15 protein-coding genes are annotated in these 26004 nt (G+C 41.8%); 1 reads left to right on the top strand and 14 read right to left on the bottom strand.

Going from position 1 to position 26004, the window contains the following annotated elements; translation table 11 throughout:
* Positions 1–7: 7 nt before the first annotated feature.
* Both AACZ87_RS02020 and AACZ87_RS02015 read right to left on the bottom strand, forming a co-directional pair.
* Positions 8–940, bottom strand: coding sequence for a DUF4625 domain-containing protein (locus AACZ87_RS02020; protein WP_339864346.1), 933 nt, complete (start codon positions 938–940; stop codon positions 8–10).
* A 107-nt stretch (positions 941–1047) separates the two neighbouring features.
* Entirely contained in the window at positions 1048–3306 is a 2259-nt protein-coding gene (locus tag AACZ87_RS02015; RefSeq protein ID WP_339864344.1) for a TonB-dependent receptor, read from the bottom strand.
* Positions 3307–3941: 635 nt separating this feature from the next.
* Here AACZ87_RS02015 and AACZ87_RS02010 point away from each other — a divergent pair.
* A complete protein-coding gene (locus tag AACZ87_RS02010) occupies positions 3942–6461 on the top strand; it encodes a DNA-binding transcriptional activator (RefSeq protein ID WP_339864342.1) in 2520 nt (839 codons plus the stop codon).
* Between the two features lie 23 nt (positions 6462–6484).
* On the opposite strand, the gene AACZ87_RS02005 is transcribed toward AACZ87_RS02010, so the two are convergent.
* The 12 genes from AACZ87_RS02005 to AACZ87_RS01950 all read right to left on the bottom strand — a co-directional run bounded on the left by AACZ87_RS02005 (position 6485) and on the right by AACZ87_RS01950 (position 26004).
* Positions 6485–8689, bottom strand: a complete 2205-nt coding sequence (locus AACZ87_RS02005) for a hypothetical protein (RefSeq protein ID WP_339864340.1) — start codon at positions 8687–8689, stop codon at positions 6485–6487.
* Positions 8690–8858: 169 nt separating this feature from the next.
* Positions 8859–9671, bottom strand: coding sequence for a DUF3823 domain-containing protein (locus AACZ87_RS02000; RefSeq protein ID WP_339864338.1), 813 nt, complete (start codon positions 9669–9671; stop codon positions 8859–8861).
* Between the two features lie 30 nt (positions 9672–9701).
* Positions 9702–11759 (bottom strand): RagB/SusD family nutrient uptake outer membrane protein, encoded by a 2058-nt coding sequence (locus tag AACZ87_RS01995; RefSeq protein ID WP_339864336.1) that lies wholly within the window; start codon positions 11757–11759, stop codon positions 9702–9704.
* Between the two features lie 40 nt (positions 11760–11799).
* Positions 11800–15030, bottom strand: a complete 3231-nt coding sequence (locus AACZ87_RS01990) for a TonB-dependent receptor (protein ID WP_339864334.1) — start codon at positions 15028–15030, stop codon at positions 11800–11802.
* Between the two features lie 99 nt (positions 15031–15129).
* Positions 15130–16575, bottom strand: coding sequence for a glycoside hydrolase family 76 protein (locus tag AACZ87_RS01985; protein ID WP_339864332.1), 1446 nt, complete (start codon positions 16573–16575; stop codon positions 15130–15132).
* 16 nt (positions 16576–16591) lie between these two features.
* Entirely contained in the window at positions 16592–18403 is a 1812-nt protein-coding gene (locus AACZ87_RS01980) for a carboxypeptidase-like regulatory domain-containing protein (protein WP_339864331.1), read from the bottom strand.
* A gap of 520 nt (positions 18404–18923) precedes the next feature.
* Entirely contained in the window at positions 18924–19631 is a 708-nt protein-coding gene (locus AACZ87_RS01975) for a gluconate 2-dehydrogenase subunit 3 family protein (RefSeq protein ID WP_339864329.1), read from the bottom strand.
* 3 nt (positions 19632–19634) lie between these two features.
* Positions 19635–21380, bottom strand: coding sequence for a GMC family oxidoreductase (locus AACZ87_RS01970; protein WP_339864327.1), 1746 nt, complete (start codon positions 21378–21380; stop codon positions 19635–19637).
* Positions 21381–21641: 261 nt separating this feature from the next.
* On the bottom strand, positions 21642–22502 hold the full coding sequence (locus tag AACZ87_RS01965) for a phosphoenolpyruvate hydrolase family protein (protein WP_339864325.1): 861 nt from the start codon (positions 22500–22502) through the stop codon (positions 21642–21644).
* Between the two features lie 204 nt (positions 22503–22706).
* Positions 22707–23927 carry a Tm-1-like ATP-binding domain-containing protein gene (locus AACZ87_RS01960; protein WP_339864323.1) on the bottom strand — a complete coding sequence of 407 codons (1221 nt, stop codon included), beginning with the start codon at positions 23925–23927 and terminating at the stop codon, positions 22707–22709.
* 135 nt (positions 23928–24062) lie between these two features.
* Positions 24063–25022 carry a glycoside hydrolase family 43 protein gene (locus tag AACZ87_RS01955; protein ID WP_339864321.1) on the bottom strand — a complete coding sequence of 320 codons (960 nt, stop codon included), beginning with the start codon at positions 25020–25022 and terminating at the stop codon, positions 24063–24065.
* A 133-nt stretch (positions 25023–25155) separates the two neighbouring features.
* Positions 25156–26004 carry a sugar phosphate isomerase/epimerase family protein gene (locus AACZ87_RS01950; RefSeq protein WP_339864319.1) on the bottom strand — a complete coding sequence of 283 codons (849 nt, stop codon included), beginning with the start codon at positions 26002–26004 and terminating at the stop codon, positions 25156–25158.

Raw genomic sequence — 26004 nt, 5'->3', positions numbered from 1 at the left:
TGCAGGCTCAAATTCCTGTCACTTTTACCTCCAAATAATGGTGAAGGCTAATGTCAAAAGTGGAATTGGTATAAACCACGCCGAAGTAGTATCCTCCGGACTGCCACGCACGTTCCCCAAGGGTAAGATCACTGCTTGGCGTGTTGTTATCAGTATTCTGACCAATAGTAAGTTTAGGAGAAGCGCGTAAATACCCTCCAACTCCATCATAGATTACATTACTGAAGGAATCGACATCCTCTTGATTTGTATGAGAATAGGTATCGTATACTATAACTTTAGAAAAATCAATATCCGCTACCGATTCAGGTAGGTGGTTAATATCTTTTTTAATGAGTAAAAGGTAAATTCTCCCGTCTCCCTTCACATGCTTTATCGTTGCATCTGAGTTTAGAATTTCGCCTTTGGAAAATTCCACTTCTTCCGGGTTCTCCAGGGATTCATTCACATAGTGAAAATCTCCCTGATCAGTAGTAATCATCCAAAGGTATAGTTTGGGGTCTACTTCAAGATTGGAAGGATCCACAAGCTGTATTTCCACACGCTCTTCCAAAAAAGTCCCATTCTCATCTGTCACACGAATTGTAAACTCATACTTACCTTCAAATGCATCTAATGGTATATCAAAGTGTTGGTGCACGTTGGTGTCCTTCAACCCTTTAAACTGCTCCCAAGACAACTCAAATCTCCAGCTGCCAGCATAAGATTCTCCGGCAATTGGTGCTATAATGACCTGAACCAGATCAATCTTGTCCCCTGCCACTATATCTGCATTGAGGTGAAAATCCCGGCCAATAACGCCTATCTGGTTATTTCCAGAACCTACTTCAAAATTGCTGAGGGAAGGACTAGATAATACGGGCTCGGGATCTTTTTCGCAGGAACTTATAAATAGGATAAGAAGGACACAAATTAGTGAGTAGCTGATATTGGTTTTCATATGATTATAATTGGTTTTTTAAAGGCCATATGGAATCTCGCAAGGGTATAATCATCTCTCTGTGTGACGTTCTTCCTCATGCTCGATTTCATGTAATTGAACTATAGTTAAAATTGGTATCGCATGGAAAGTGTCAAATTCCTGCCTGCTTCGGGCAGGTCAATGAGTCTGTAAAAACTTGTGTGGCTGAGATAGCGGGTATTAAAGACATTTTGGACCTGGATATCTGTCTGTATGTTTCGATTGAAAAGCAAAAGCTCCGATCCTAATCTGAGGTTTACCAACTGAAATCCTGCTGTTATTTTTTCAGGGGGGACTATAGTTTCCTGTCTCGCAGTCAATCTATAATCCAATGCTAAATAAGGAGATTTGAAAAAGCCCGTAGTTGAAGGTTTGTAGGTAGCATTCAGCAAGACGGATGGTGGAGGAGAGAATGGCAATGAGTAGCCTTTTTTGTCTCCGGAAAGCTGACGACTATAGACATACTCTGAAAGCAACTCCATGCTGATCGTTTGGGTCAGCTGGTGAATAATACTGAGTTCGGCGCCATACCTGAACACCTCACTCTGGGTATAATTGAATACCTGGTTGCCTGCACCATAAAGAAAATCATGCTCGAAGGAAGGGTTGAGATAGATATAATTTGGAAAATAATTCAGAAAGGGACTGAAGGACATTTTCCATCTATCTTTACTTAATTCTGTTCCTAAGTCCAATTGAAACGATCGTTCCGGCGATAGGTCCGCATTCCCTTTTTCATAGCGGAAATAGTGATAATTCACACCATTTGCCGCCAGTTCTTTAGCAATTGGAATTCTGAAACTTGTACCCAAATTACCTTTGAAACTCAGATCCCCTGGAACGAAATTAAAGCCCACCGACCAGACCACGCTGTTAATCTCTCTATTGAAATCCTCGGCACGATATAAATAATCCGCATCGGTTCCGTGCTCAGGACCTTTTATACTTTGAAACCAATCCTGATATGCTTCCACCTGAATTTTGCTATGATCATAGCGAATTGCTCCGGTAAAAAGCCAACGATCATTCAGTTTATACTTCTCAATAGCATATAGCCCATAGCTGAATTGCTGAAAGGCCGGAATGAGGAACCCCCACCCTCCGATAGTATTACGTTGGGACTCAACGCTAGCCCCGAAGGACACGGTATGTTGATCAAAAAACAAGTCATCTTTTATGCTACCTGAAAACACCTCCTTGTCGAAAGCTCTTTCCAAGGAGGAAGGAAAGGCCATTTCCGAGGGATAAACAGGAGGCATATAGCCGTGGTTGACATATTGGCTCCACTCTTTTCGATCATTTCGCTGGTAGCCCAAGTCAACTTCAAGGAAGTTAATACCAGCAATATAAGTGAGCTTATTGATGAGTTTGAGATGATGAACTTCCTGGTACGGCAAAAGAAAATCCCGACTCGAGCGATCATGGAGGCCAGCATCCACCTGACGTGGTTCCAGACCGTGTGCATTGGCAAAAAATCCTGATTTCGTGCTTACCCTGCTCACTGAAAAAGTATTGCGTAACTTTTTGCCTATAAAGCCTACTCTACCGGAGAAGTTTAACTCATTTCCTGCAGTATTTCTTACCTGATTATTATGAAGAGCCACACCAAAATCATATACAAAAACTGAATCAGAAGGCACTTTGAAATCTCCATATGATGCATAGGTAAGTCTCCCATCAGCAAACCAGTTATTTTTCCTTGCAAATAAATGAACAGATCCACCGAGCCAGGCATTATTGGACCTTACTCCCAGATCTACTGAACCACCGAAGCCATCCTCGGAAGGGACAAGTTTTTCTCGAATATCCACGACTCCGGCTATTGCATCCGAACCGTATTTGAAGGAAACCGGACCTTTGATAATGATCACCTGATCTGCAGCAAACTGGTCCACTTCCAGCCCATGATCTGCTCCCCATTGCTGCCCTTCGTGCTTCACACCGTTTTCCACGACCAACACCTGATTGAATCCCAGCCCACGGATCAAAGGCTTGGAAGCTCCCGCACCAATACCTATTGTACTCACTCCCGGTATACGCTCTAGTGATTTCATGAGGCTCCCACCTCTGTTTTCCCGGATAAATTCCTGTTTGATGAGGTTGATACTATTCGATTCCTCCCTCCGAAGTTGGGTCGCTTGGTCTACAATAAGAAACTCTTCCAAGTCAAGGATTTGGGAAAGTGTGTCTTTCTGGATGGTATCCTGAGCAAGATTTGGCTTATAATGAGATAAATCAATGAACTCAAAATCAATAATTTGCCCACATTTCAAACAGGCAATATTTGAGTTAATAAGTAGGTAAGATTCAAAAATGCCCGCAAAAGCGAGTAGAAGTAAAATCATAAGGATGTGTAATTGCAACTATATTGCAAATATACAAACCCTCGTTTATGAAACAATGTTGCATTTGAAAAATACTTGGCCAAAAAAAGAAAATTGTGCGGATTTCAGTGTAAAACCCTCTTTTGCACCTTAAAACATAAACCGAATGAATGAGCTAAAAACTTATACACAAACTAAAAAAGAATAATTCTGAAGGACTACAATCACCCCATTATATGTAAAGCAAAAAAAATTCTATGGTTAGGATAAAATGATCAAAAGTTAAAATACCAAGAACCATTCAGATTCCTTGGGCCTTGCTAGTCTGTTATTAGTTAAGGTTTCAATTTCGGATATGGTAGCTGGTTTAAACAAATGATTTTACATTACTCTTATAAAAGTCCTTCAATTAGCTGTGCGCAATTAATGTTTAAAGCCCCAAATTTTAGAATTTCAGCACTTCAAATTAATTATGAAAAGGCTATTTTTGAATTGAAGGATTCAATACATACCAATTGAATTGTCCCCTGCTTAAATTCATTGAAATAAAAAATATGCTATAAAGAATTACTACACTTGTATTGCAAGTGAACTTTAGCTTATACTATAAACCCAACGATCATTAACCCCTAGCGGAGTTTGATTCACAAATCTCAATGCCAATACTCACAAAAATTAACTTCCTATTCCCATTAGTTTTTGGTTTAATTCTTTTGCAGTCCACTCAAACTGGAGGACTTAAATTCAACGGAAGTGAGCATGCAATCAATCAACGTACCTCTTATGATGTTTTTGGAAACAATCAAGTAGAATTCTCTGATCATTTTGAAATTGATTTTAATCTTTCGCTTAGTCCCGCTACAGAGATTGGATATATTTTAAGAATCAAAAACAAAGAAAATGACAGGATCTTCAATTTGTTTTATGATGGACAGGGAGATCAGTTAATTTTCAAATTTAATGAAGAAGGCAAAAGTAATCTCATAGAAGCGAATTTAGACCGGGATCAATTGCTTAACAAGCAATGGTTTGATGTTAAAATTGCGTTTGGGTTAGCTCAAAATTCCATCATTTTATCGATCGATAATAAAACCTACTCAGCCGAAAATTTACGCCTTTCCAGCTCTTATAGTCCAGTTATTCTATTCGGCAAAAGCGATCATATAATAGATGTCCCTTCATTTGCTATTAAAGACCTATCCGTGTCCGGCAAAGACACCTATAGGTTTCCACTACTTGAAGACAAAGGCACCGTCGTCCATGACATCTCTGGTAAACCCTATGGTCAGGTCGACAATCCTGACTGGCTTAAAAATTATGCCTATCATTGGAAACATCAAATTTCCTATAAATCTCAGGCAATTGCCGGTGCAAATTACAACCCCAAAAAAAAGGAAATATATTACTATAATGAAGATTCTATCTGGACCTATAATGTACGATCCGGGCTGACGGAGTTGAAAGTATTTGAAGAGAAAAGCCCTATTGAATTGATTTTGGGTACTAATTTTATTGATACGGTTTCAAATAAACTGTATTCATATGAGGTCTATTATGAAACCCCTAATTCTAAACCTACTGTAGCCAGTCTTGATCTTGATTCCTATGAATGGAATGAAGAAAGCTATGAGCAACTTCCTACACAACTTCATCATCACGGCTCCTATCTAAATCAAACCGATTCTACCTACACGATTTTTGGAGGGTTTGGAAATATGAAGTATAGTAAAAGCTTTTTCACTTTCGATTTAAACCAAAAAACCTGGACATTGGAAGAGGAATTTGCAGGTGATGCGATTTCACCTCGATACTTTTCCTCAGTAGGCTACCAACCTGAGCAAAATAAGCTATATATCCTTGGAGGGATGGGAAATGAGTCTGGGGAACAATCTGTAGGAAGGAAATATTACTACGACCTGCACCAGGTTGACCTCAACAACAATAGGATTACAAAGCTATGGGAAGTTCCTTGGGAAAATGACAATATAGTGCCGGTAAGAGGAATGGTCCTTTTGAATGATTCCAGCTTATACACCCTTTGCTACCCTGAACATTTCTCAGAATCATCACTTCGACTTTATCGTTTTTCTATAAAAGATGGCAGCTATGAAATCCTGGGGGATTCCATTCCAATCCGTTCGGACAAAATAACCACAAATGCCAATCTCTATTTTGATAAAGGCCTCAATAATCTTTATGCCATAGTTCAGGAGTTCGAAGATGACATTTCCTCAGATCTTAAAGTATATTCACTGGCTTTTCCTGCAATTACAAAAGGTGAATTGTCAAATTTTCCTGAGAAACAAAAAAGTGAAATCCCTTTCATCGCCCTTATCATTGGAGCAGGAGCGATAGTTTTGGGTTTCATTTTATACAAGAAATTGCGAACAAAATCATCAGAATCTATCGATACTGCAGATGAAGTTGAGCACTATACTCACCCGCTAAAGATAGAACCGAAATCCAAGCCAAATTCCATCTTGCTTTTCGGGAATTTCACTGTTCGTGACAGCAAAAACAGGGACATCACCTACATGTTCAGTACCCAACTTAAGCAGGTGTTTTGCCTAATTCTACAATATAGCATTACTGAAGATGGTATTTCCTCTCAGCATCTGAGTCATCTTCTTTGGCCAGATAGACCTGCTGACAAAGTAAAAAACTCCCGTGGTGTCACCATTAATAACCTACGCAAAACGCTTAGCGAACTGGAAGGACTGGAATTAATCCACGAAAAAGGGCATTACAAACTTATTTTCCATGAAGAAGCCTATTGCGATTATGTTCGCTTCCTACAGATCATTACTTCGCATGAAATAAATGAACACAGAGATGAGTTTACCCAGATTGTCTCAAAAGGTAAATTTTTATACCTGTCTGACGATCCTCTTTTTGATTCATTTAAGGAAGATGCTGAAACCAAACTCGAACCAGTACTCCTTCTGGAAATAGAAAAAAACTACGCTATCGAGTCCTATCAGAACACCATATCTTTGAGTGAAGCCCTTTTCCATATCGACCCATTAAACGAAACAGCTTTGGTCTACCAAATCAAAGCCATGCAGAAACTCAAAATGCAGGAGGAATCAATAATAGCTTTCAGAACTTTTGCAATTGAGTATAAAAGAGTCACTGGCAAGGAGTTTCAAAGAACCTATGCCAGACTTTCCTCTTAAGAACCAACTCAATCACTTACAAATCACCAGCTAAATTTCACCTTAACTCCATCGGGATAATTCTCAAAACTCAAGAAATAAGTTTTGCTGGATTCATCCCAGGAAGTTTCCGATGTCAAAACTTGTCCTGTAGGATCAATGACTTCAACAGTTTCTGGCTTGTGAGGTAAAAGTACTCTCATCACATTAGTAGTGTTTTCCGGGCTCTTTGCTACTAAGGAATACTCACTTTCAGTAGATATCTCTTCATAAATTCTCGCCGCTGTAGCCAAAACCTGAGGTACTTGAGGATTCTTTACCCGTTGGATATTGAAAAGAAATGACTGCTCACCAGGACTCACCTGTTTCTCATCCAACACTGGAATCTCAGGATCAAATAAATCAATAAACTTTCCCTTTGCTATAAAAGGAGCTTGATCTTCGTTCTCATTTACTACTGAGATGATTTCATATGGTCCTCTAGTTAAGGAAAAATGGTTTTTAAATTCCAGTTTTTCAGATTTCGCACCCGAATCATACATTTCCTTAATAGTATTGACAAAAGTCAAGTCATTATCTTCCTTTAAAACAAACTCTTTGGGATCGTTGCGCATAATAACCACTTTTCCTTTGCCATAGGCATATTTCCCTTCCTGAAAAGGTGCTTTCAAGCCAAGTTCCCCGAACAAATGCTCAGATGGAGCATTAAAATTATTCCCATTGGTATTCCACCATTCCTGTACAGTTTGGAAAGGATCATTATCTTTTCCGATATAAACAAGCACACCACCATTTTTAACCCAGTCGGCTAAGTGAACGTGTGCGTCTTTTTCCATGGGTTTCATATTGGAGTAAGACATGATAAGAATCTTTACTTCTTCGAGAGTCTTTGAAAATGAGACATTTTCTATATGAACTGTTTTTACAGGAACCCCTCTCTTCAACAAAGGCAAAGCCTGCCCATAAAAATTTGACAACTGAGGATCATCATATCCCTGATGAGTGGGGAAACGCTGAAACATTAGCGAGTTGGACATCAAAATCCCAATACCCTGCGATCCGCTGACTTTGTTATCAGAAAGAGGCATATCATTAAGTGTGTTGATCATTACCTGCATCTGGGTAGAATAAAAGCGTGGAATCTGTGCTTTCTCATCACTGTCAGCACTAGTCCTATATAAACCCTCATAAATTCGATCTGGCCAAGGCATTACTTCATAATCCGCTACCATAGGATAAAGTAATTGTGCTGCAAATGTGGCCTGATAGTTCTTCTTGTAATCCGCCCAATCCCTAGGCCAGTCTTCTATCGGATCAGTCAAGAAATAGACTTTTCTGCCGGTCGGAGCAGTCATCGACTCCATAGATCCATATTCCAGAAAAGCTGTTTCGAATACGCGTTCTTTCTCCTTTCCGTTGAAAAAATTGGGCTCACGAGAAGTGCCTGTCCATACCTGTGCGATGTATCCATCCACACTGGGCAAAGAAGCCAAACTTGCCTCAGGACTTACAATCATCCACTGTGAATAATTCACCAAAGAATGAGTAGGAATATAGCATCGAACATCCATTCCCTTACTCTTTCCATATTCCTTAGCGTAGGAAAAACATTCCTCCACCGCACGGTAATACAAATGATATTTAAGCTTGTTCGACAAATAGGTGTTTTCTGCGGATTCGTGCTGAGGTCTCCAGTCAAAGCCGTAATATTCCTTCCATTCTCTTTTAAATGCTTCACTATATCCCGCCCTAGCCCAAAACTCAGGTTCTTCCAGATAGATGGCGTCGATTCCAGCATCAATCACACGCTTAATTACCTTTTCCTTCATGTATTTGATGAAATTCATCGAAGGAACGATATAAGGAACCATACGTCCATGCCAGATCGTATCACCTTTTTGGGTGACCTGCCCTTCATCCAGGTGCCATTTGCCATCCCATTCTCCAGTGAAATAGTCTTGGTATTCTCCCCATGCAATGCCACTCATGAAATGCGTGGTATACCCTTTGTCCCTCCAAGTTTGAACCCGCTGTTCAAAACTCATATCGGCTTTACCGTGGTGATCTTTTACACTGTACACAATCGCGACATCAGCCCTGACATCTGTCACAGGTTTCCAAGGATTTGAAGTTTGAAATGCAGTTTTTTCTGTTTTCACTAAATCCTGATTCTCTTGGCTTTGTGGAAGTTGAGCACAGCCCTGAATTAAAAAAAACGGAATCAGATATAGAAAGAAATTATATCGCATAAGTATAGGGATTGAATGTTATTAGGGTAAAGTCAAATTTTTCTACTGTCAACTTGTTATTACAGGTTTTTGTACACAAGAGGGATAGGATAAAAGTGAATAAGGTGTTAGAAAAAGGGTAAAGCTGAAAAGCCATCCCGCTTAAGGAATGGCTTTTCAGTTTAAATCATTAGTAAACCAGCACTTGACGTGGCTCATTGTAATTCCAACGTCTCGTTCCGCTACCTCTTGGGGTATCGAAGTTAATTCTAGCGGCTGCTCTCACGAAGACCATTCTTCCCTCTGGAATCGTACCGTTGGATTCTATGGTAATGGTTTCACCAAGCATAGAATTGAAGGAAGTTCCTGAGAATTCCAGTTGACTGGACCATCGCTCGTCCCGTGCGCGATACCCGACAGTGGAAGAGTAGCTTACGAACAACTGGATATCAGTGACATTCTGAAAGCTATTGCTGTATCCACCCATAGGTTCGATTTTAGAGCGGAATTCATCTTCAGACACTCCGCGTGTTACCCGCACTTGTGCCCTTACTTTCCCGTTGACCACTTCAGGATCTTTGACCCACTCCACTCTCAAAAATGGCTGGACTTCAAACTTTACACTTGAAACACCATTTATATCGATAGTCTGGGTTTCATCTGCAAGAGGAACACCTCGGTCATCTTCTCTAATGAGAGGAATAAATGGACCATCAATACGAACGTTATAGTTCCCTGAAAATAGCTTTGTATTCTGGAAGGTTCCATCGGGCATGCAAAAGAAATCCGGATTAGGAGTGGCATTATCCCCCCAGCTCAATTCAGTCAGTCTTACACGTATGCCTTCACTTCCTTGGTCTGTGAGGATAGGTTCTCCAGTTTCTCTGTCCACAACTTCTCCTTGTAGAGTTTCTGCAGGCAGGTCATAATTATCCATCTCGAACATACTGCAAGAACTGAGTGAAATCAGTGCGAATAGTATTAGGTATGTTATCTTTTTCATTTTATGAAATTCTAGGTTATTGATATGGGCTTATCGATTAGGTTGCTGATCGATCACAGGACTTTTCGACACTTCCCCTCCTGGGATAGCGAAATAATAATCGATAATGTTGTACTCAAACGTCTTCAGACTAACCCACTGAAAACGTGCATCGAAGAAATACTTTCCGCTCTCGGTAGACAAGAATGGATAGAGGCCTCTGAATCGATAACGGGAGTTCATACTGAAATCTTCTTTATCACGGGTTTCACCCCAGAACCCATCTCTTTCCTCGTAATGCTGCACTCTCCATCTACGTAGGTCCCACTTTGTCTTATGCTCCAGAGCAAGTTCTTTTCTTCGCTCTTTACGAACGATATTGCGTCCTTCAATATTCGGGGTAATCATTCCAGTAAGTAAGGTCGCTCCTGCTCTCTCACGGATATCATTGATACCGGAAGTAGCTACCTGAAGCATATCTGAGCCATCAGGGGAAGCTTGCCCGGCCAACGCCAATTCCACTGCGGCTTCAGCGGCATTAAGCAATACGTCCGCATACCTCATCAATATAAAATGCTGGGAAGACCTTCCTTCACCTGCTTCAAAAGAAGGATCTGGATTTAACCATTTACGGCCATATAATCCTGTAAGCGTACTTTCACCATTATTATAGAATGGCCCATTTGCTCCTGCCGCAGTAATCTGCTCCCCTTGAAAAGAAACCAACTCCTGACTCCCCCCTTCTCTGGCGCTCAAGAAAAGATTCTTTGGGCTTTGAGTGTAAGCAGGAAGTTGTTGGTATCGTGTCTCTGCTGTAGCATAACTGTAATCGTTGAATAGAGGATTGATTGGCTCCGAACCTGTATATACTCCAGCCCTGATTTCTATTTCCTGATTCTTGAACATATCTCCAGGAAAAATGACATAGGCGCGTAGTCGCGGCTCAGCATCTTCAAAGAAATCCATAGGTGAATCATACATCAGGTAATTCCCTTCTGTATTGCTTGAACCTGTTGTTACCTTAATGGTACCATCCGGATATCGATCAAAACCTTCAAACAATTCCAGAAAATCAAGTGTAGGACAAGTACCTGAAGCCAATGGCGCTTTGAAAATAAATGGGGCGCTGTATGCATCATAACCGTGGGTAGCCACCGGAAAATCATATTGCTTAACATAAATATTCTCAGGACTGGTCTCATCACTGAACATGTCAACCATATTCTGGTATTGCGCCTGTGGATCGTTAGCTGCCCATTTTCTTGTATAGAGCGAATATTGCCCACTGGCAATCACCTCATTGGCAGCCAAATACGCTTCTTTGAAATACCTAACCGAAGCTTCCTGAGCAGTAGATTCAGAAAATCCAATAACACGTACACCGGTTTTTAGCCCTGTTCCAGTTAATCTTCCCGGCACAGTTTCATTGTACTTTGCAACACTACCTGCATAGAGCATCGCCTCTGATTTAAAGGAAAGTGCAACGTTCTTATTAGAATAGCCAGGCTTAGGACTTACTGGTTGAAGTAGCTCAATCGCTTGGTTGTAGTCTGCCAATACCTGATCCCAGGTCTCTTCTTCTGTAGAACGAGGAATTTCTAGTTCCGCTTCCTCTGAGGGATATCGTAGTACGCTGGTCACCAGTGGAACACCACCAAAGCGTCTAGCCATCGCTGAAAAAACAAACGCCCTAACAAAATATGCCTCGCCCAAGTAATGGTTGTAAGTAACTTCAGGAAATGCGTCTTTATATTCCGGCAACTTTTCCAGCAGATAATTTGCCTCCCGGATTAGTCTAAAAGCCATTCCCCAATATGGAGTCCGCTCTCCTGTAAATGCAGAACTGATCCCATCTCGGTTCACTGCTTCTCCCGTCCCTTCAATTCCAAGTGAACCTAACCAGGAGTTGTATTCTACTCCCCACTGCGCCATGTATTTAAAATCTTCAAATGGCATCTTGCTGTACATGCCAGCGATATATACATCCATGCCAGATTCGCTGGTCATTAGCGTCTCGTCACCAATCACATTTGGAGGAGGCACATCCAGATCCGTACAGCTGGTAATGTACACCAGGCTGCATAGCAATAGTATGATTCTTAGTTTCATGTGTTTTTTATTTATGTTTCAAAGTCTCTAGTTGCTTCTATCAAAAAGATGCTGTCACTCCTACTGTGTAAGTTTTGGTAAGAGGATACAATCTTCCTAGTTCATCTCCTGGATGCTCAGGATCCACAAACTTAACCCCAGTGAAAGTCAGTAGGTTATAAGCATTAGCAAAGAAACGTATATTAGTAGATGGGTTCTTGAAAGATTTCAAAGTATAGCCTAGCTCAATACTTTTAAGACGTAAGTAATTAGTGCTTACTCTGTTGAAGTCAGAATTTCCAAAAGGATAATTACCGGTGTAGCCATAATATCCACCTATCCATTCTGTCTCAGGATCATAAGGATCTGCCAATGGATCTACAGGATGCCAACGGTCTTGATACTGTTCCAAAGCTCCACCACCATTGCTACCCCATATTGAATACAGTGGCTCTTGATACTGCATGGATCCCAAAGCTGATCCCTGAAACAATACACTCATATCAAAATTCTTATAGTTTGCGTCCATAGCTAAGCTGAAGTTCAGCCAAGGAGTCTGATCATAGGCAAATGGATGTTCGTCCAGACCATTGATTTCACCATCACCATTCCAATCCTGGTATTTATAGTCTCCCGGTAGAATTCCTCTGTCTTTGTAGATATCGTAAGACCAAAAATCCTCCCAGTTGGTATATCGCCCGGCGGATTCATATCCAAATTGCACCCCCTGGTAGCGATCAGTAAGGTTATCATTTCTCCATTGGTCATAAGAATTGCCATATGGGCCTTTCTCAGCCGCGATCAAATGCTGTCTTCGGGTGATGGTCGCTATACCTTTTAAACCATAGGACACCTGTCCGATCGTGTTTCTGTGGGAAAGTTCCAGATCCATCCCAAACTGACGATCACTGTTTGTGTTTTCCCTAGGTGCTCCGGTGCCTACTACAGAAGGGACATCTCCAGAACGAGTGGAAAAAAGACCTTCTCGTCTACGATCAAAATAATCCAGAGAAAAGCCAAATTTTCCTCTCCAACCTTCAAAGTCCACACCTATATCAAAAGTTTTCGCAGTCCACCAGGTGATATTTTCATTGGGCACTACCACGGAAGCTCCATATACAAACTCCCCATTGAGAATATATCCCGGTGCATATTGATTGTAATATCCCTGCTGGGCATTACCGCTGGTAGCCGGATAGATGTAACCTGGGTACCAGTCATACGCCAATGAGCCATCATCTGCAGTCATCCCATAACTTGCCCTGAATTTGAGCTGATCAACAAAATTGAAGGCAGAGATAGAATTAAAAAATGGCTCTTCAGACAGACGCCAACCTACTGAAGCTGAAGGAAACCATCCCCATCTATTCGTTTTTACGAATTTCGATGAGCCATCATATCTAAATTGTACCTCTGCGATATACCGATCCGCATACGCGTAATTCACTCTGCCAAACATAGCAGAATTGGCTATTTCGTATAAATCACCGGAACCACCCTGCATTCCACCCTGTTGATTTTCATTCATGCCCCCTGCGAGGTATTCCATGGCAAATGCCAAATCGCGCTGTGCGTAAAAATTATCACCCTTCCGGTTTTGGGTTTCAAATCCCAGAAGTCCGGATACATCATGATTGGTACCAAAGGCTCTTTTATAATTAAGTAGAAACTGGGCTAAAAACTGTTGCTTACTATAAAGTTCACGTCTGATCTGATTTGGAGAACTGTTATTATAGAGTTTTGACAAATACGTATCCGTCACAGGATCATACATGTATTGATAATATTCCCTACGATAGATATCGTTATCGTCACCCCTGTAATCGTAGCTGACCAAGCCCTTAGCAGACAACCCTTCCAATACAGGGGTAAGTGTACCTAGATCATAGTCCAAAGAAGCTGAGGACTGAAAGTATTTTTGCTTGTATTTTCTATAGCCGGATACGTCAGAGCTCATCATTGCTACTGTGTTTTGCTCCAGATCCAACCCTTCGTAATTCAACATGGTGTTTTCAGGATCAGCATAAGCTGGAAAAAGAACACCTTGTCTCCAATAATTACGGATAATTTCCACCGCACTTGAATAAGGAGAATTTCTCTGATCTGCCACTCCACTCAGGTTCAGGTTAAACTTTAACCCTTTTGCAATCTCCGTGGTGATGTTTGATCTAAGGTTGACTTTACTATAATTCATATCACCGGATTTAAAAAAACCCTCCTGATACATATAACCACCGGCTATGTAGTATTGTGTTTTTTCGGTCCCACCAGTAATACTGATGTCATGTTGGCTTTGAGGCGCATATTCATTGATCAATAATGAATTCCAATCCGTAGTGCGACGACGGCCAGTCTGAAAAGCTTCAAAATCATCTGCCTGATAGATCAGATTCCCGCCATTTATATTGTTCATGGCCATCTCATTGTATAGCGTCATGGTCTGGTAAGGATCTGAAAGCTCGGGAAATCCTGATGGACTCTGCAAGGTGTATGAACCATTGTAGGTAACAGTAGCCTTGCCGTTTTGACTTCCCTTTTTCGTGGTAATAAGCACAACGCCATTTGCAGCCCTTGCTCCATAGATAGCAGCAGAAGCATCTTTCAGTACAGATAATTCGTCAATATCAGATGGATTGAGACGCTGAAAATCAGCCATGGTGCGCTGTATACCATCAATTACAACCAAGGGTGATCCTAGACCACGTATATCCAAACTTGCATTGAATGTACCCGGCTCCGCACTTTTCTGCCAAACTCTAACTCCGGCAACTCTACCGGTTAGCATATTTTGAGGATTTTCATTTTTGGTTCGCAGCATTTCATCCCCTTTGATATTAGCTACTGAACCAGTCAAAGTGACTTTTTCCTGCATGCCATAACCTACAACAACGACCTCTCCTAATTGCTGGGTGTCAGGTACCATGGACAGTTCAATTACGGATTGTGCACCTACTTCAATTTCCTGTGTCATATACCCTATAAATGAAAATGTAAGAATTGCATTTTCATCAGGAACCGTGAGGGTAAATTTCCCATCAATATCTGTAGTTGTTCCAACTAAAGTCCCCTTAACAAGTACATTCACGCCCGGCATAGGGGTGCCGTCTTCGGAGAATGTCACCGTACCAGTTACGGTTCTATCTTTCTCCTGCTCACCAAGATTCTCCATAGAATACTTGTTTTCTTTAAGACCTGAAGCAAGAACAGGGGTAAAAACAAAGCATTGTAACCCCACTCCCATCAGAGTGGTGTTGAGCAATACTCTGCAAAAACGCTTATATATCTTTTGCATATGTTTTAGGTTATTTTGGTTTATCATCGCCTCCTAGAGGCAGTAGTGGCAATTAAAAATCCCGACTTTCCCAGGTTTTGGGAAAGTCGGAAACCGAAGTCATTTCGCTAGCTCATATCGTGATAAAACGGCATATTCTGCTGCAAACGCGAAGTTGAACATCCCCTCAGTCCTGTTATTATTGGGCGTAAGACTCCAGCCAACCAATAAATTGGTAGGAAGAAATCCTTCGTAAAGGAAGTTTTCATATCCGTAGTCAAGGTTTTTCTGAAAAGTAGTTATGTAATCAGCAGCAGCACCGTAGGCCGGCTCTACATCAACATATCCGCGCATCAACACTCCATTGAACCAGTTGTTAAAACCACTGATATCGTAGGAATACAAATCAGGTTTATTCTGTCCCAATTTTGCAAAATGATTAAAGCTGTCATCAGACAATTTCTGTGCATCCTGAAGATAAGCGCCATCTCCTGTCATTCTATACAAATCTGCTGCTCCGGACAACATAGTGCCAGTGTTATAAGAAATGGCAGGTCCTACCCGATCCTGACAGTTGATTCCTTTGCGGTAAACTGTCCCGTCTATTGTTTCTGTTTGAGGATTTCCCGGAGAACATCCTCCTCTCATATCATCATAAACCCCATCTGAGCGGAGCAAATTATTCTGCTGCCAATCGTACACTTTCTTGGCAAAATCTGCATAATAATCGCTTTTCTTCACTGACATGGTCTCCCGGGTCTTCAGGTCGTCAGCATTTATATATCGGTAAGTGATCTCGTCACTTTTATCCTTGTAAATTTCGTGCAACCAAACCAATGGGCTTACCATAGGACCGTTGCTACAAGCATGCTTGGTGACGTATCCAGGGCCCCAAGGAATACCCCCACGCTCAGTTCCGTCCGGATTTCTCGTACTGTCCCATCCGTCCAACACATAGGCAGTCAGGTATTCAGCTTTCTCCAGGTAGGCATTTTCTCCTGTGATCTTATATGATTCAAGCAATTCACGGACAAGCCACATTTGGTCATCGTAAACATTCTCTATACCTTCTACTTTAGCAGTTCCCTTGGCGTTACCACGATTCACTCCATACACTGACCATTCTTTAGTCTGGGTATAAGACACCAACTCAAATGTGCCCTGATAGTAGTCCACATTGTCATACAATTGGCTCAGAAGTTCTTTATACCGGGAAAAGTTATCATCGTAAAGTTTAGGATTCCCCTTATCCTTTTGCTCCTGAAGTCCATGAAGAATTGCATTCACTGCTTCAATGGCAGAGGAGTACATCCATACACTACCGATCTCATCGGACCGTACTCCTGTATAGGGATTGTAATACCTGGCCATGGCCATTCCTGAACCGGAAAAATGGGCTGAAACTGCTTTATCGGTAAGCTCCATTGCCCTAGTAAGATTTTGTTCTGAAAGGCTCACCTCCACAGGAGGGACCGTTGGGTCGGTGTCAGTTGAGTTTTCGGTGCACGCTGTAAACAGCAGTACACAAAAACTCCAGATTGTGATCATCATTCGATATTGTATCATGTTTAGGTTAATTGTATTAGTTCAAATCAATTCTGTGGATTACCAATTTATTCTCACCCGAATTGGCTTCAGCGTTATATACTCCAAGAGATAGCGTTACATCTTTACCGTTGAACTGAGCAAGGTCATACACAAAAGATGCGTATCCCTCCGGATTACCTGCTCCTCCATCACCATGCTTGAATTTCCAGCAACCATCCTCTGCCGCGCTTGCTTCATCAGCTGTATTGGATTGGGGATCCAAATGAGTGACAGTGCCGTCATCCTCTATAGCTGTGAGTTTGAAATAGGTGAAATTGTCGCCGAAATTGCGGGTATTCAAGGTCAATTGGTTGCTTCCAGCGCTGATTGAAAATTTAGAGTACAGGTAAGCCTCCGGCACCTTTGTATCTACATCGGGAGTATTTCTTGTTTTTATCAGATAACCTTCAGACGGAAAGACTTCAGGATCCTTTTTCAGCGGGACAAAGAACCATTCTGCTGCAACATGGTCAACTGCTCTCCATGCACGGTAAGCATCCACGTAGTTGTCACGATTGCCACTGACAGGACTAATTCCCGTGAAGGATTTTTTGGTATGAGGCATGGTTGAGCGAACGGTTTCCTGAGTGAGTTTCCAACCTTCTACTACTTCAGTTCCAGGTAGCCAATCCCAGTTTTCCACTTTTCGATCTGCAAATCGAATGGCCCGAAGTACCAACTGCTTCCAATAATCACCTGTGGATTGTCTGTAGATACCCACTGCAACAATTACCTCTTTGCCTACATATTCACTTAAATCGAATTCTATGTCTCCATAGCTTCCGGAAGCATAGGTTCTATTCTCTCCTATCTTCACCGCAGTAGGCTGGGATGCTGACAAATCCACTACCTGAACTCCGAAGTATGCAGGGTTAGCTTCATCTGCATTATGGGTACTGATTCTTAAGGATAAGATTTTATTGTCTTCTGTTATCAGCTTACTACCATAGACATAGGAGTCAAAAACATTCAAATCTGCAGGGTTGCTGCGCTCATCCTCACTGTTTCGTATTTGAAGTGTAGTGCCTTCATTTTGCTCCTGCCAAGCGCCACGGAAATCAAGGGCAGACATGTAATTGCACGCCCAGTCCCACCGTGGATAAGCATCCGCATTTCTACCTCCTCGATATTCATTATAATACCATTTCTCTGCTGTCAAAAGATCTGCATATGTCAATCCCCGTAGAATTTCACTGCTACCCATTATCACATCAAGATGGGCTACACCATCAACAAAGTCTGCTTCAGTTACCGTTTTGACAACTGTTTCATAGTTAGCTTTGGTGAAAGTGACTGTGTACTCATCAACGATCAGATTCTCAAGCGTAAAACCACCTTCGCTTCCGCTGGTTTGCGTACCTGCAACCCCAACGCTTACCGTCACACCTTCGAGTGGGGCGTCGCCATTTTTCCCGTCTTTGATTGTCCCTGATATTTTTGCTGAAGCAAAAACCAATGACACATCCGCGGTTGCGATTCTTTCACTGTTATACTTATCAGGGTTCACTGTAAGGCTGACTGCTAACCACCCTTCTTTGGAAAATTTCACTGCTCGTGTTTTCAGCGTGACATTTTCAAAAACATATTTTCCATCACTTCCAGTGGTGACAGAAATTTCTTCTTCGCCAATTGCCGCAAGCACTACACTTACATCTGAAATTGGCTGTCCTTCGCTATCTGTAACAGTACCTGTGATCGAACCTCTCGGTTCAGCAATTGGCTCGTCCTCATTGACACAAGAAATTGTGAATACGAAAAACGTACACAACAAGGCGAAGTAACTTATCGCTCGTAAATTTTTACTCATCGTATAGGAAATTATGGGTTAAATTGAATCAACAATCGTTCAAAAATGCGTTTCACTTCAGCGATTGATACGGATGAAAATAGAGGCGATCCGGTTAATTAATTGGTTAAAACAGGGTTAATACGAGTGGAAATTTTACTAATCCTGCAATCAGACGATGAAAAATTCGTTAGGCCAACAATAAACACTTTTGGAAAGAAGCGAATACGAACTTCGGTTAAGTACAGGTTCACTGCAGGTGGGATTGCTACATTCAAACCCAAATCATTTCATCTAAAAACAAGTCATCTTCAAAATAATTTGGTAGTGAAAAAGGCACATAGATCAGGGAAAGATGATCTAAAAAAGTAATGCAGTTGAACAGAGTTTCAATCAGGTAAGCTATACATTCAATTAAAAAAACAAGGGGTATAATCTCCCCTAAAGAGCATTAAGCATTCATACCCTTAAATTTCAAATCACTTGGATAAAAAAAAGCCTTCCAACTAATTTCGGAAGGCATTTCAAGTTATAACCCAATCTATTTAATAATATTCCCATCGTCATCCCATTCGGCGATTGTACCCCGATCCTCAGGTTTTAGATATATTGGGAGGTATTTCTCCTGAAGCTCAAATCCATATTTTTCCATCACATGCTGTGGTACTCCATCCCAGACATTAGGCTGATTGCCTACATATCCTATGTATTTCCATCCTGCCTGAGTTGAAAAATAACCTGAGCAAACCAGATTTCTAAGCATGTTAAACCACTTTACAGCACCTTCATACTCAGGAGTAGCTTTATCTGGCCAAGCAACTAGTTCTACTATTTCAATAATCTGATCATTGGATAACTCATTAAATGATTTTCCAAATTTTTCATTTGCCTCAAAATCCAACCACATTAATCCACCTCTCATAGGTGTTTGATTTCCTGGCTGGTCATTCATCATAAAGTCAATAAAATCTGGCACTTCAAGTTCTGTGGCAGATGGAGATTCATTATCTGAAGGGCATATAATATCCGCAAGGACATTTATTTTCTTTCTTTCATCCTCTGTAAAAAACTTTTCGGAAAGAAACTCTGCATCTCTACGTTTTTCCTCTTCTGTTCTAAAACCGGGAGTGCCTCCGCCTATTATTGGTTCATGTACAAGTTTCGTTTGTTCAGATTCGCAACCAGTCATGATCATACCTGCACCCAGAGAGCCGGTAAAGAGCAGTTTAAGATTTTCTCTTCTGTTCATGGCCTATATGTTTTTTTGTTTTAACTGATCCACGATAAATTCTGAAGTTCTCCACGAAAGCGCCAGAATAGTCCAAGTAGGATTTTTATCCGCCTGAGACACGAATGACCCAGCATCTACTACAAAAAGGTTTTTACAGTCATGAGCCTGGCAATTGGAATTTACTACTGATCCTTTAGGACTATTTCCCATCCGCGTAGTACCCACTTCATGGATAATTCTTCCTGGTGCATGTAGCCCATAGTTTGATTCAGGTCCTGGTTTGGAACCTAAAAGAAGCGCCCCCGCATTTGTAAGAATTTCCTCGAAAGTATCGTGCATGTGCTTGGCTTGCTTCAGTTCCTGATCAGTCCAGTTGTAATTGAAACGCAAGACCGGAATACCATATTTATCCACCGTTCCGTTAGGATCAATCTCACAGTAATTCTCATATCTAGGTACACTTTCTCCCCTACCAGACATTCCCAAGGTAGATCCATAGATCCTGCGAATATCCTTTTTCAGTCCTTCACCATATCCACCATTTGAGCTTGGATTACCGAATTCGTCCTTCAGGTATTTTCTCATGGTATCCATTCCACCACCAGCGCCGTATGATGGCTGCCCCATACCACCCCAGTATTCAATGTGATAGCCTCGGGCAAAATCCAGTTTTTTATTATCCTGCCACCATGGAGTATACATATGCATTCCTCCCACTCCGTCTTCGTTGTATCGTTCCCTTTCAAAAAGATCCGGCAGAATCCCCATTCGATCTGCTCCTGTTGAATCATGAAGGTATCTTCCTAGCGCTCCGGAGTCTCCACCGATGCCGTTTGGGTGAGTTTTGGACTTCGAATTCATCATGATTCGAGCAGACTCACAAGCAGATGCTCCCAGTACTACTACATTGGATTTGAGTTTGTACTCCTTCATATCGATTTTACTCACAAAAGATACTCCAGTTGCCCTGCCAGTATCGTCAGTAGTAACTTTTCGAACCATGGAGTAAGTGAATAAGTCCACTTTACCTTTCTTCATGGCAGGGTGTACCAAACAGGTACCTGACGAGAAATCTGCATAGACCTGACAAGCTCTGTTACATTGCGCACAGAAGAAACAAGTACCTCTCTCCTTATTGATCGGGCGGGTAAGCATGGAAAGCCTTCCAGGGATCATCGGCATCCCTGCTTTGTCTGCACCCTTTTTCAGGAACATTTCGTGCAATCGTGGCTTGGGAGGTGGAAGAAAAAACCCATCCGGTTCGTTGTAAATTCCTTCTTTGGAACCAAATACTCCGATAAGCTTATCGACTTTATCATAGTATGGTTTCAGATCATCATAACCTATCGGCCAATCATCCCCTAATCCATCTATACTTGCTCTCTTAAAGTCATTTGGTCCAAATCGAAGAGAAATTCTACCCCAGTGATTGGTACGCCCCCCAACCATTCTTGAACGAAACCAATCAAATTTGGTCCCATCTTTATGGGTGTATGGTTCACCTTCTATATCCCAACCCCCAATTGCCTGATCGAAATCACCAAATGGCCTGATCCGGGTGCCAGCTCCTCTTCGCGGCGATTCCCATGGTGGTCTTAACTGAGTACGATCTTCATCTTTTGCCGGATCGAAGTCACCTCCAGCTTCCACTACCGCCACAGAAAGGCCAGACTCTGATAGAATCTTAGAGGCCATACCTCCACCAGCTCCTGACCCTACTATGATGACATCATATGAATCAGGAGTCTCTTTAATCTGATAACTCATTAACTATTATTTAGGTTTAAAAACTTCATTTCAGATCATCGGCATCTTCCCTCAATCCACAGCTATTGATCTGTTTGGGAAAATAGTGTCCGTAAGGTTAATCCTAAGGTTAATTTGGGGTTAAAACCTAATAAAAATCCTCTAATCCTGAATTTAAACCTCTCTGAATACGATTAATGCCATGGATGATAACTCAGAACTAAATATCCGGATGTAGTAATACCACCTAGAATAATCTGCATTAGCTTAATAACAGAAATCTCACTTTATCGTCAGTTTTTTAAACTCCCGGGTCAAATTCGTCAGCGACTCCTCCACTCCCATTCTTTCCAAAGAGGAAGCACCAACAAATCCGTGGACATCTGCTTTTTCCAAAACTTCACGAACGTCTTCTGGTGTGTTGATCGGGCCGCCGTGTGCCAAAAAGAATAAATCAGGATTAACCGCTTTGGCTGCCGCTACGATTTCATTTGTCCTCGCAACTGCCTCATCCATGCTACAGCTCGCACCAGTTACACCAATGGATCCTCCCACAGTTGTTCCCACATGAGAGATAATTGCATCTGCGCCAGCTTCGGCCATCTGTCTTGCATTCTCAGGTGAAGCCACATATACGATAGAAAACAGATCCATTTTATTGGCTATTCTTACCATTTCCACTTCTTTGTCGAAGCCCATTCCGGTTTCTTCCAAAACCTGACGGAAATGCCCGTCCACAATGGAATGTGTTGGGAAATTATTGATGCCCGAGAAACCCATCTCTTTCACTTTCAGCAGATGATGCCACATGCGTCTTCTCGGATCAGAACCATGAACACCACAGATCACAGGAATCTCTTCTACCACAGGAAGCACCTCAAATTCGCCGATTTCCATAGCTACTGCATTGGCATCGCCATAGGCCATCAATCCGGCAGTTGAGCCGTGTCCTGACATACGGAATCTACCGGAGTTGTAGATAATCAGTAGATCAGCCCCACCTTTTTCTATGAATTTGGCGGAAATTCCGGTACCTGCTCCCGCTGCGATAATGGCTTTTTTCTGAGCTAAAGTTTCTTTAAGTCTATCTTTTACTTCCTGTCTGGTGTAGGGATTTCCCTTTCCTGTCCATGGATTTGGCATATTTTCTAATTTTATGGTTTGTCTTTTTTAATAACCGCGGAGCACACAGAGTTTTCCGCAGAGGAGGCAATTTGCGAGTATTTTATGGCTGAACTTCAGCCCCGGTTTGTATAGATATAGACCGTGATGTCCGAGGTTATCCTGCTTCTCCAGTAGCAGAATATATTTCTGACTTTTATTCTCTTAATATCCGATCTCTCTTCTCTAATATTTCATCATCTCCATCAACGTTTCCACCGCTTTTTCAGCAAATTCTTTTTCATTGATATGTAAAGGCAAGTTTATAAAAGCGATATCCGAATTCAAATTCTTTTCGATTGAATCTGAAAGTATCTGGTTTACGGCTGGATTATAGAATACATTTCCCTCCGAATCTATTTGGGAAAGGCCTCTTTCCGGAAAAAGAACAGCTGTTGGGCCTGTGGCATGATTTAGCTTTTTGGCTAGGATCTCACCTAGTATTTGATTTTCTTCCTCATTAGTTCGCATTAGGGTTACTGTTGGTACCCAGCTATACAATTGACGGTTTTTGTATTTATCCGGTACAGACTCCATGGTGCCAAAGTTGACCATGTCCATGCATCCCGGTACCACTACTTGCGGAATTCCCAATTTCCCAGCAGCTTCCAACCTTTGTCCTCCTGCACTGCAGACACCAGCACAAAGATCATCTGCCAATTCTGTGGTGGTAATATCCAACACACCTGCAAAGCAACCTTCGAGCACAAGGCTTTCCATTGCTTTTCCACCCAAACCATTAGCATGAAAAGTCATCACTTCATAGCCTTTAGCCTCCAGCAATTCGGTGCAAAAATCTACGCAAACACTGGTGTTCCCAAACATGCTGATGGCAATGCGCTTAGAAGTAGTAGATTTATCGAAAACCTCCACCCCACACATGGCTACTATTGCAGCAGCAGCTTGCTGGATAATTGGTTTGATAATACTATTCAATGCCGCTACATCTACCACGGAAGGCATCATCACAATGTCCTTCGCCCCAATCTGCTCAGAAAGGTCTTTGCTGGCTAAAGTAGAAATACAGATTTTCGGTAAACCCAGAGGTAGGTTTTGCATGGACTTCAGCGTAACATAAGTTCCGCTACCTCCACCCATACCGATTACTGCATCAAATTTCTTCTGCTTATAAAGATCCGCCAATATTTCTGCTGATCCCCGCCCCATGATTTCCATGGCATAGCCACGGTCATTTTTACTTCGAATATCTTCTAGTTTTCCTCCGCCAGTTTCAGAGACTTTAGTTGCCTCCACATCTATTGGAAATAGCGTGGTCGAACCCATGACACCTACATTAACCGTAACCACTTCTGCTCCATGTACCAATAGACAGTCTCGTAGAAAAGAGAAGATTTCCCCCTTCGTATCGAAGCAGCCGAGCATCAAGATTGTAGGTTTTTGGGTCATGGTTTGTGGTTGTATTTATAGTCTTTTGCCATGGTTTGTATCCTCACAAACCATAAATCGTGGTGGTCTGTGAGACACAGACCACGGCGTTGGATTTCTCAGTCAGCCTTCCTTCGAAATGACCGTTACACAAAATCAATCTAATTCAAGAAATTTAAAACTCCCTTTCTTCACTTCCAAAAGATCCGCTTCGTTTCCATCCTCCTTAAATTCCAATTCAATCAAAGCTGTTTTTCGGGGAGATACCTTCTCATCCGAATTATGAGTATGCAGCACGTATCGAAGTTTACCCTTTGAATCGAAGAAAAAATCTCCATGCCCGGAACCGTTGATTCCTGCATCGCTTTTATCAAAAATTGGATTGGTAGGACTTTTTCTCCAAGGTCCCATCGGACTTTCACTTACCGCATAGCCGACAGCGTAGTCTGGATTCCTGAAATCATTTGCTGAGTAAATAAAGTAATACAATCCCTCGTGCTTAATAATCGCTGGACCTTCAGATACTGTCCAATCTACATTTTGAGTATTTTCCCAAGGTTCTTCCGCATGGAAGCAGTAGGTCAAGGTTTCTTCTTTGATACCTGAAAAATCATCCTTTAATTCCGCAACAAACAGTCGATTCCCCTCAGTCAAACGTACGTGGTACATGTATTTTTTTCCGTCATCATCAATGAAAATGTAAGGGTCAATCTGCTTCACAGGCGCTTCCAGATCTTTCTTTTCTGCTTGGGTAAATGGCCCTAACGGACTATCTGAAGTTGCGATTGCAATGTGTTCATTGGCAGTGTAAGCCATGTAAAATTTCCCTTCGTACTCGAAAACCTGTGGTGCCCAAAACCCAATATCTCCATAGGATTCGCCTTTTTTAAGCGCATAGCCATCATTTTTATCAGACCTCTTCCAGGATTTTAGGTTTTTGGAAACATAAACTTCGAAACCCAAATTCTTGTCATTTCCACTGGTACCATAGAGATAATAGGTGCCATCATGATAGAAAATAGTCGGGTCGGCAAGAAGTATAGGGCTTTTCTCAGGAACTGATAAAAAGCTCAGGCTAAACCAAAATGCTATAAAGAGGATTTGGGTAACGTTCATGGTTTGATGGATTATTGGGTTTTTAAAAGCTGTTACACATCAGTCTTTGTCTCACAGACAGAAATTGGTTGAGTGGTCTGTGAGGACACAGACCACGGAGGTATAGTCAGGCTGAGCGAAGTCGAAGCCTCTTTTATTCAAAATGACTCTTATAAAAAGCTAATCCTTCGCTAGCCAAAGCATCTGGACTTTCAGCTAAAGGTCTCCAAATGCAAGTAGCTTTTGCCATTTCCTTGGATACAGCACCGAAGGTTTCAATCACAATCGCACCCTCGTAACCTATTTCTTCCAAAGCTTCTTTAATTTCATCCCAAGCAAGATTTCCAGTTCCTGGAGTTCCGCGGTCACTTTCATTCCCCTGCACATGGCAAAGCAAGTCCTTGCCAACCTTACGGATGGATGCGGCAATATTTTTCTCTTCTATATTATTGTGGAAGGTATCCAACTGGATTTTCAACCAAGGAGAGTCCACAGCTTTTACAATTTCCAATGCCTGATCTACGGTATTGACCATATCACTTTCAAAGCGATTAAGAGGTTCCAACCCCAGCGTTACCCCAAATTCCTCCGCAGTTTGACACGCTTTTTTCAAGTTATCCACACACCAATCGAATTCCTGCTTTTTCTGATTAGCAGAAATAGAGCGAAGCTTTCCCACCGCAGAATAAAGCGGACCGCCGAATAATGGGCTACCCATTTTCGCAGCGATCTTGATGGAATCCTGAATGTATTGCAAACCATTTGCACGAATGTCAGGATCCTCACTGGAAATATCCCGGTCTGCTCCGAATGCTCCGCTGATACTTACTTGCAATCCAAGTTCGTCCGTGAGTTTTTTCAGTGCATCCCAATCCACCAACTCTTTGTCTTCCACAGGAACCTCGATGATATCGAAGCCCATCTCCTTCACTTTATGCACAAGATCAAAAGAATGGGTATCGAAAGGCGATACCCATAAAAATGTACTTACTCCAAATTGCAT

The organism is uncultured Algoriphagus sp. (genome assembly GCF_963974365.1).
GTDB lineage: Bacteria > Bacteroidota > Bacteroidia > Cytophagales > Cyclobacteriaceae > Algoriphagus.
This window is presented reverse-complemented; position numbering and strand designations above follow the sequence as displayed.

Excerpts from the sequence above, each read along its gene's own strand:
- AACZ87_RS02020 (WP_339864346.1), bottom strand. The coding sequence starts at position 940 with ATGAAAACCAATATCAGCTACTCACTAATTTGTGTCCTTCTTATCCTA.
- AACZ87_RS02015 (WP_339864344.1), bottom strand. The coding sequence starts at position 3,306 with ATGATTTTACTTCTACTCGCTTTTGCGGGCATTTTTGAATCTTACCTA.
- AACZ87_RS02010 (WP_339864342.1), top strand. The coding sequence starts at position 3,942 with ATGCCAATACTCACAAAAATTAACTTCCTATTCCCATTAGTTTTTGGT.
- AACZ87_RS02005 (WP_339864340.1), bottom strand. The coding sequence starts at position 8,689 with ATGCGATATAATTTCTTTCTATATCTGATTCCGTTTTTTTTAATTCAG.
- AACZ87_RS02000 (WP_339864338.1), bottom strand. The coding sequence starts at position 9,671 with ATGAAAAAGATAACATACCTAATACTATTCGCACTGATTTCACTCAGT.
- AACZ87_RS01995 (WP_339864336.1), bottom strand. The coding sequence starts at position 11,759 with ATGAAACTAAGAATCATACTATTGCTATGCAGCCTGGTGTACATTACC.
- AACZ87_RS01990 (WP_339864334.1), bottom strand. The coding sequence starts at position 15,030 with ATGCAAAAGATATATAAGCGTTTTTGCAGAGTATTGCTCAACACCACT.
- AACZ87_RS01985 (WP_339864332.1), bottom strand. The coding sequence starts at position 16,575 with ATGATACAATATCGAATGATGATCACAATCTGGAGTTTTTGTGTACTG.
- AACZ87_RS01980 (WP_339864331.1), bottom strand. The coding sequence starts at position 18,403 with ATGAGTAAAAATTTACGAGCGATAAGTTACTTCGCCTTGTTGTGTACG.
- AACZ87_RS01975 (WP_339864329.1), bottom strand. The coding sequence starts at position 19,631 with ATGAACAGAAGAGAAAATCTTAAACTGCTCTTTACCGGCTCTCTGGGT.
- AACZ87_RS01970 (WP_339864327.1), bottom strand. The coding sequence starts at position 21,380 with ATGAGTTATCAGATTAAAGAGACTCCTGATTCATATGATGTCATCATA.
- AACZ87_RS01965 (WP_339864325.1), bottom strand. The coding sequence starts at position 22,502 with ATGCCAAATCCATGGACAGGAAAGGGAAATCCCTACACCAGACAGGAA.
- AACZ87_RS01960 (WP_339864323.1), bottom strand. The coding sequence starts at position 23,927 with ATGACCCAAAAACCTACAATCTTGATGCTCGGCTGCTTCGATACGAAG.
- AACZ87_RS01955 (WP_339864321.1), bottom strand. The coding sequence starts at position 25,022 with ATGAACGTTACCCAAATCCTCTTTATAGCATTTTGGTTTAGCCTGAGC.
- AACZ87_RS01950 (WP_339864319.1), bottom strand. The coding sequence starts at position 26,004 with ATGCAATTTGGAGTAAGTACATTTTTATGGGTATCGCCTTTCGATACC.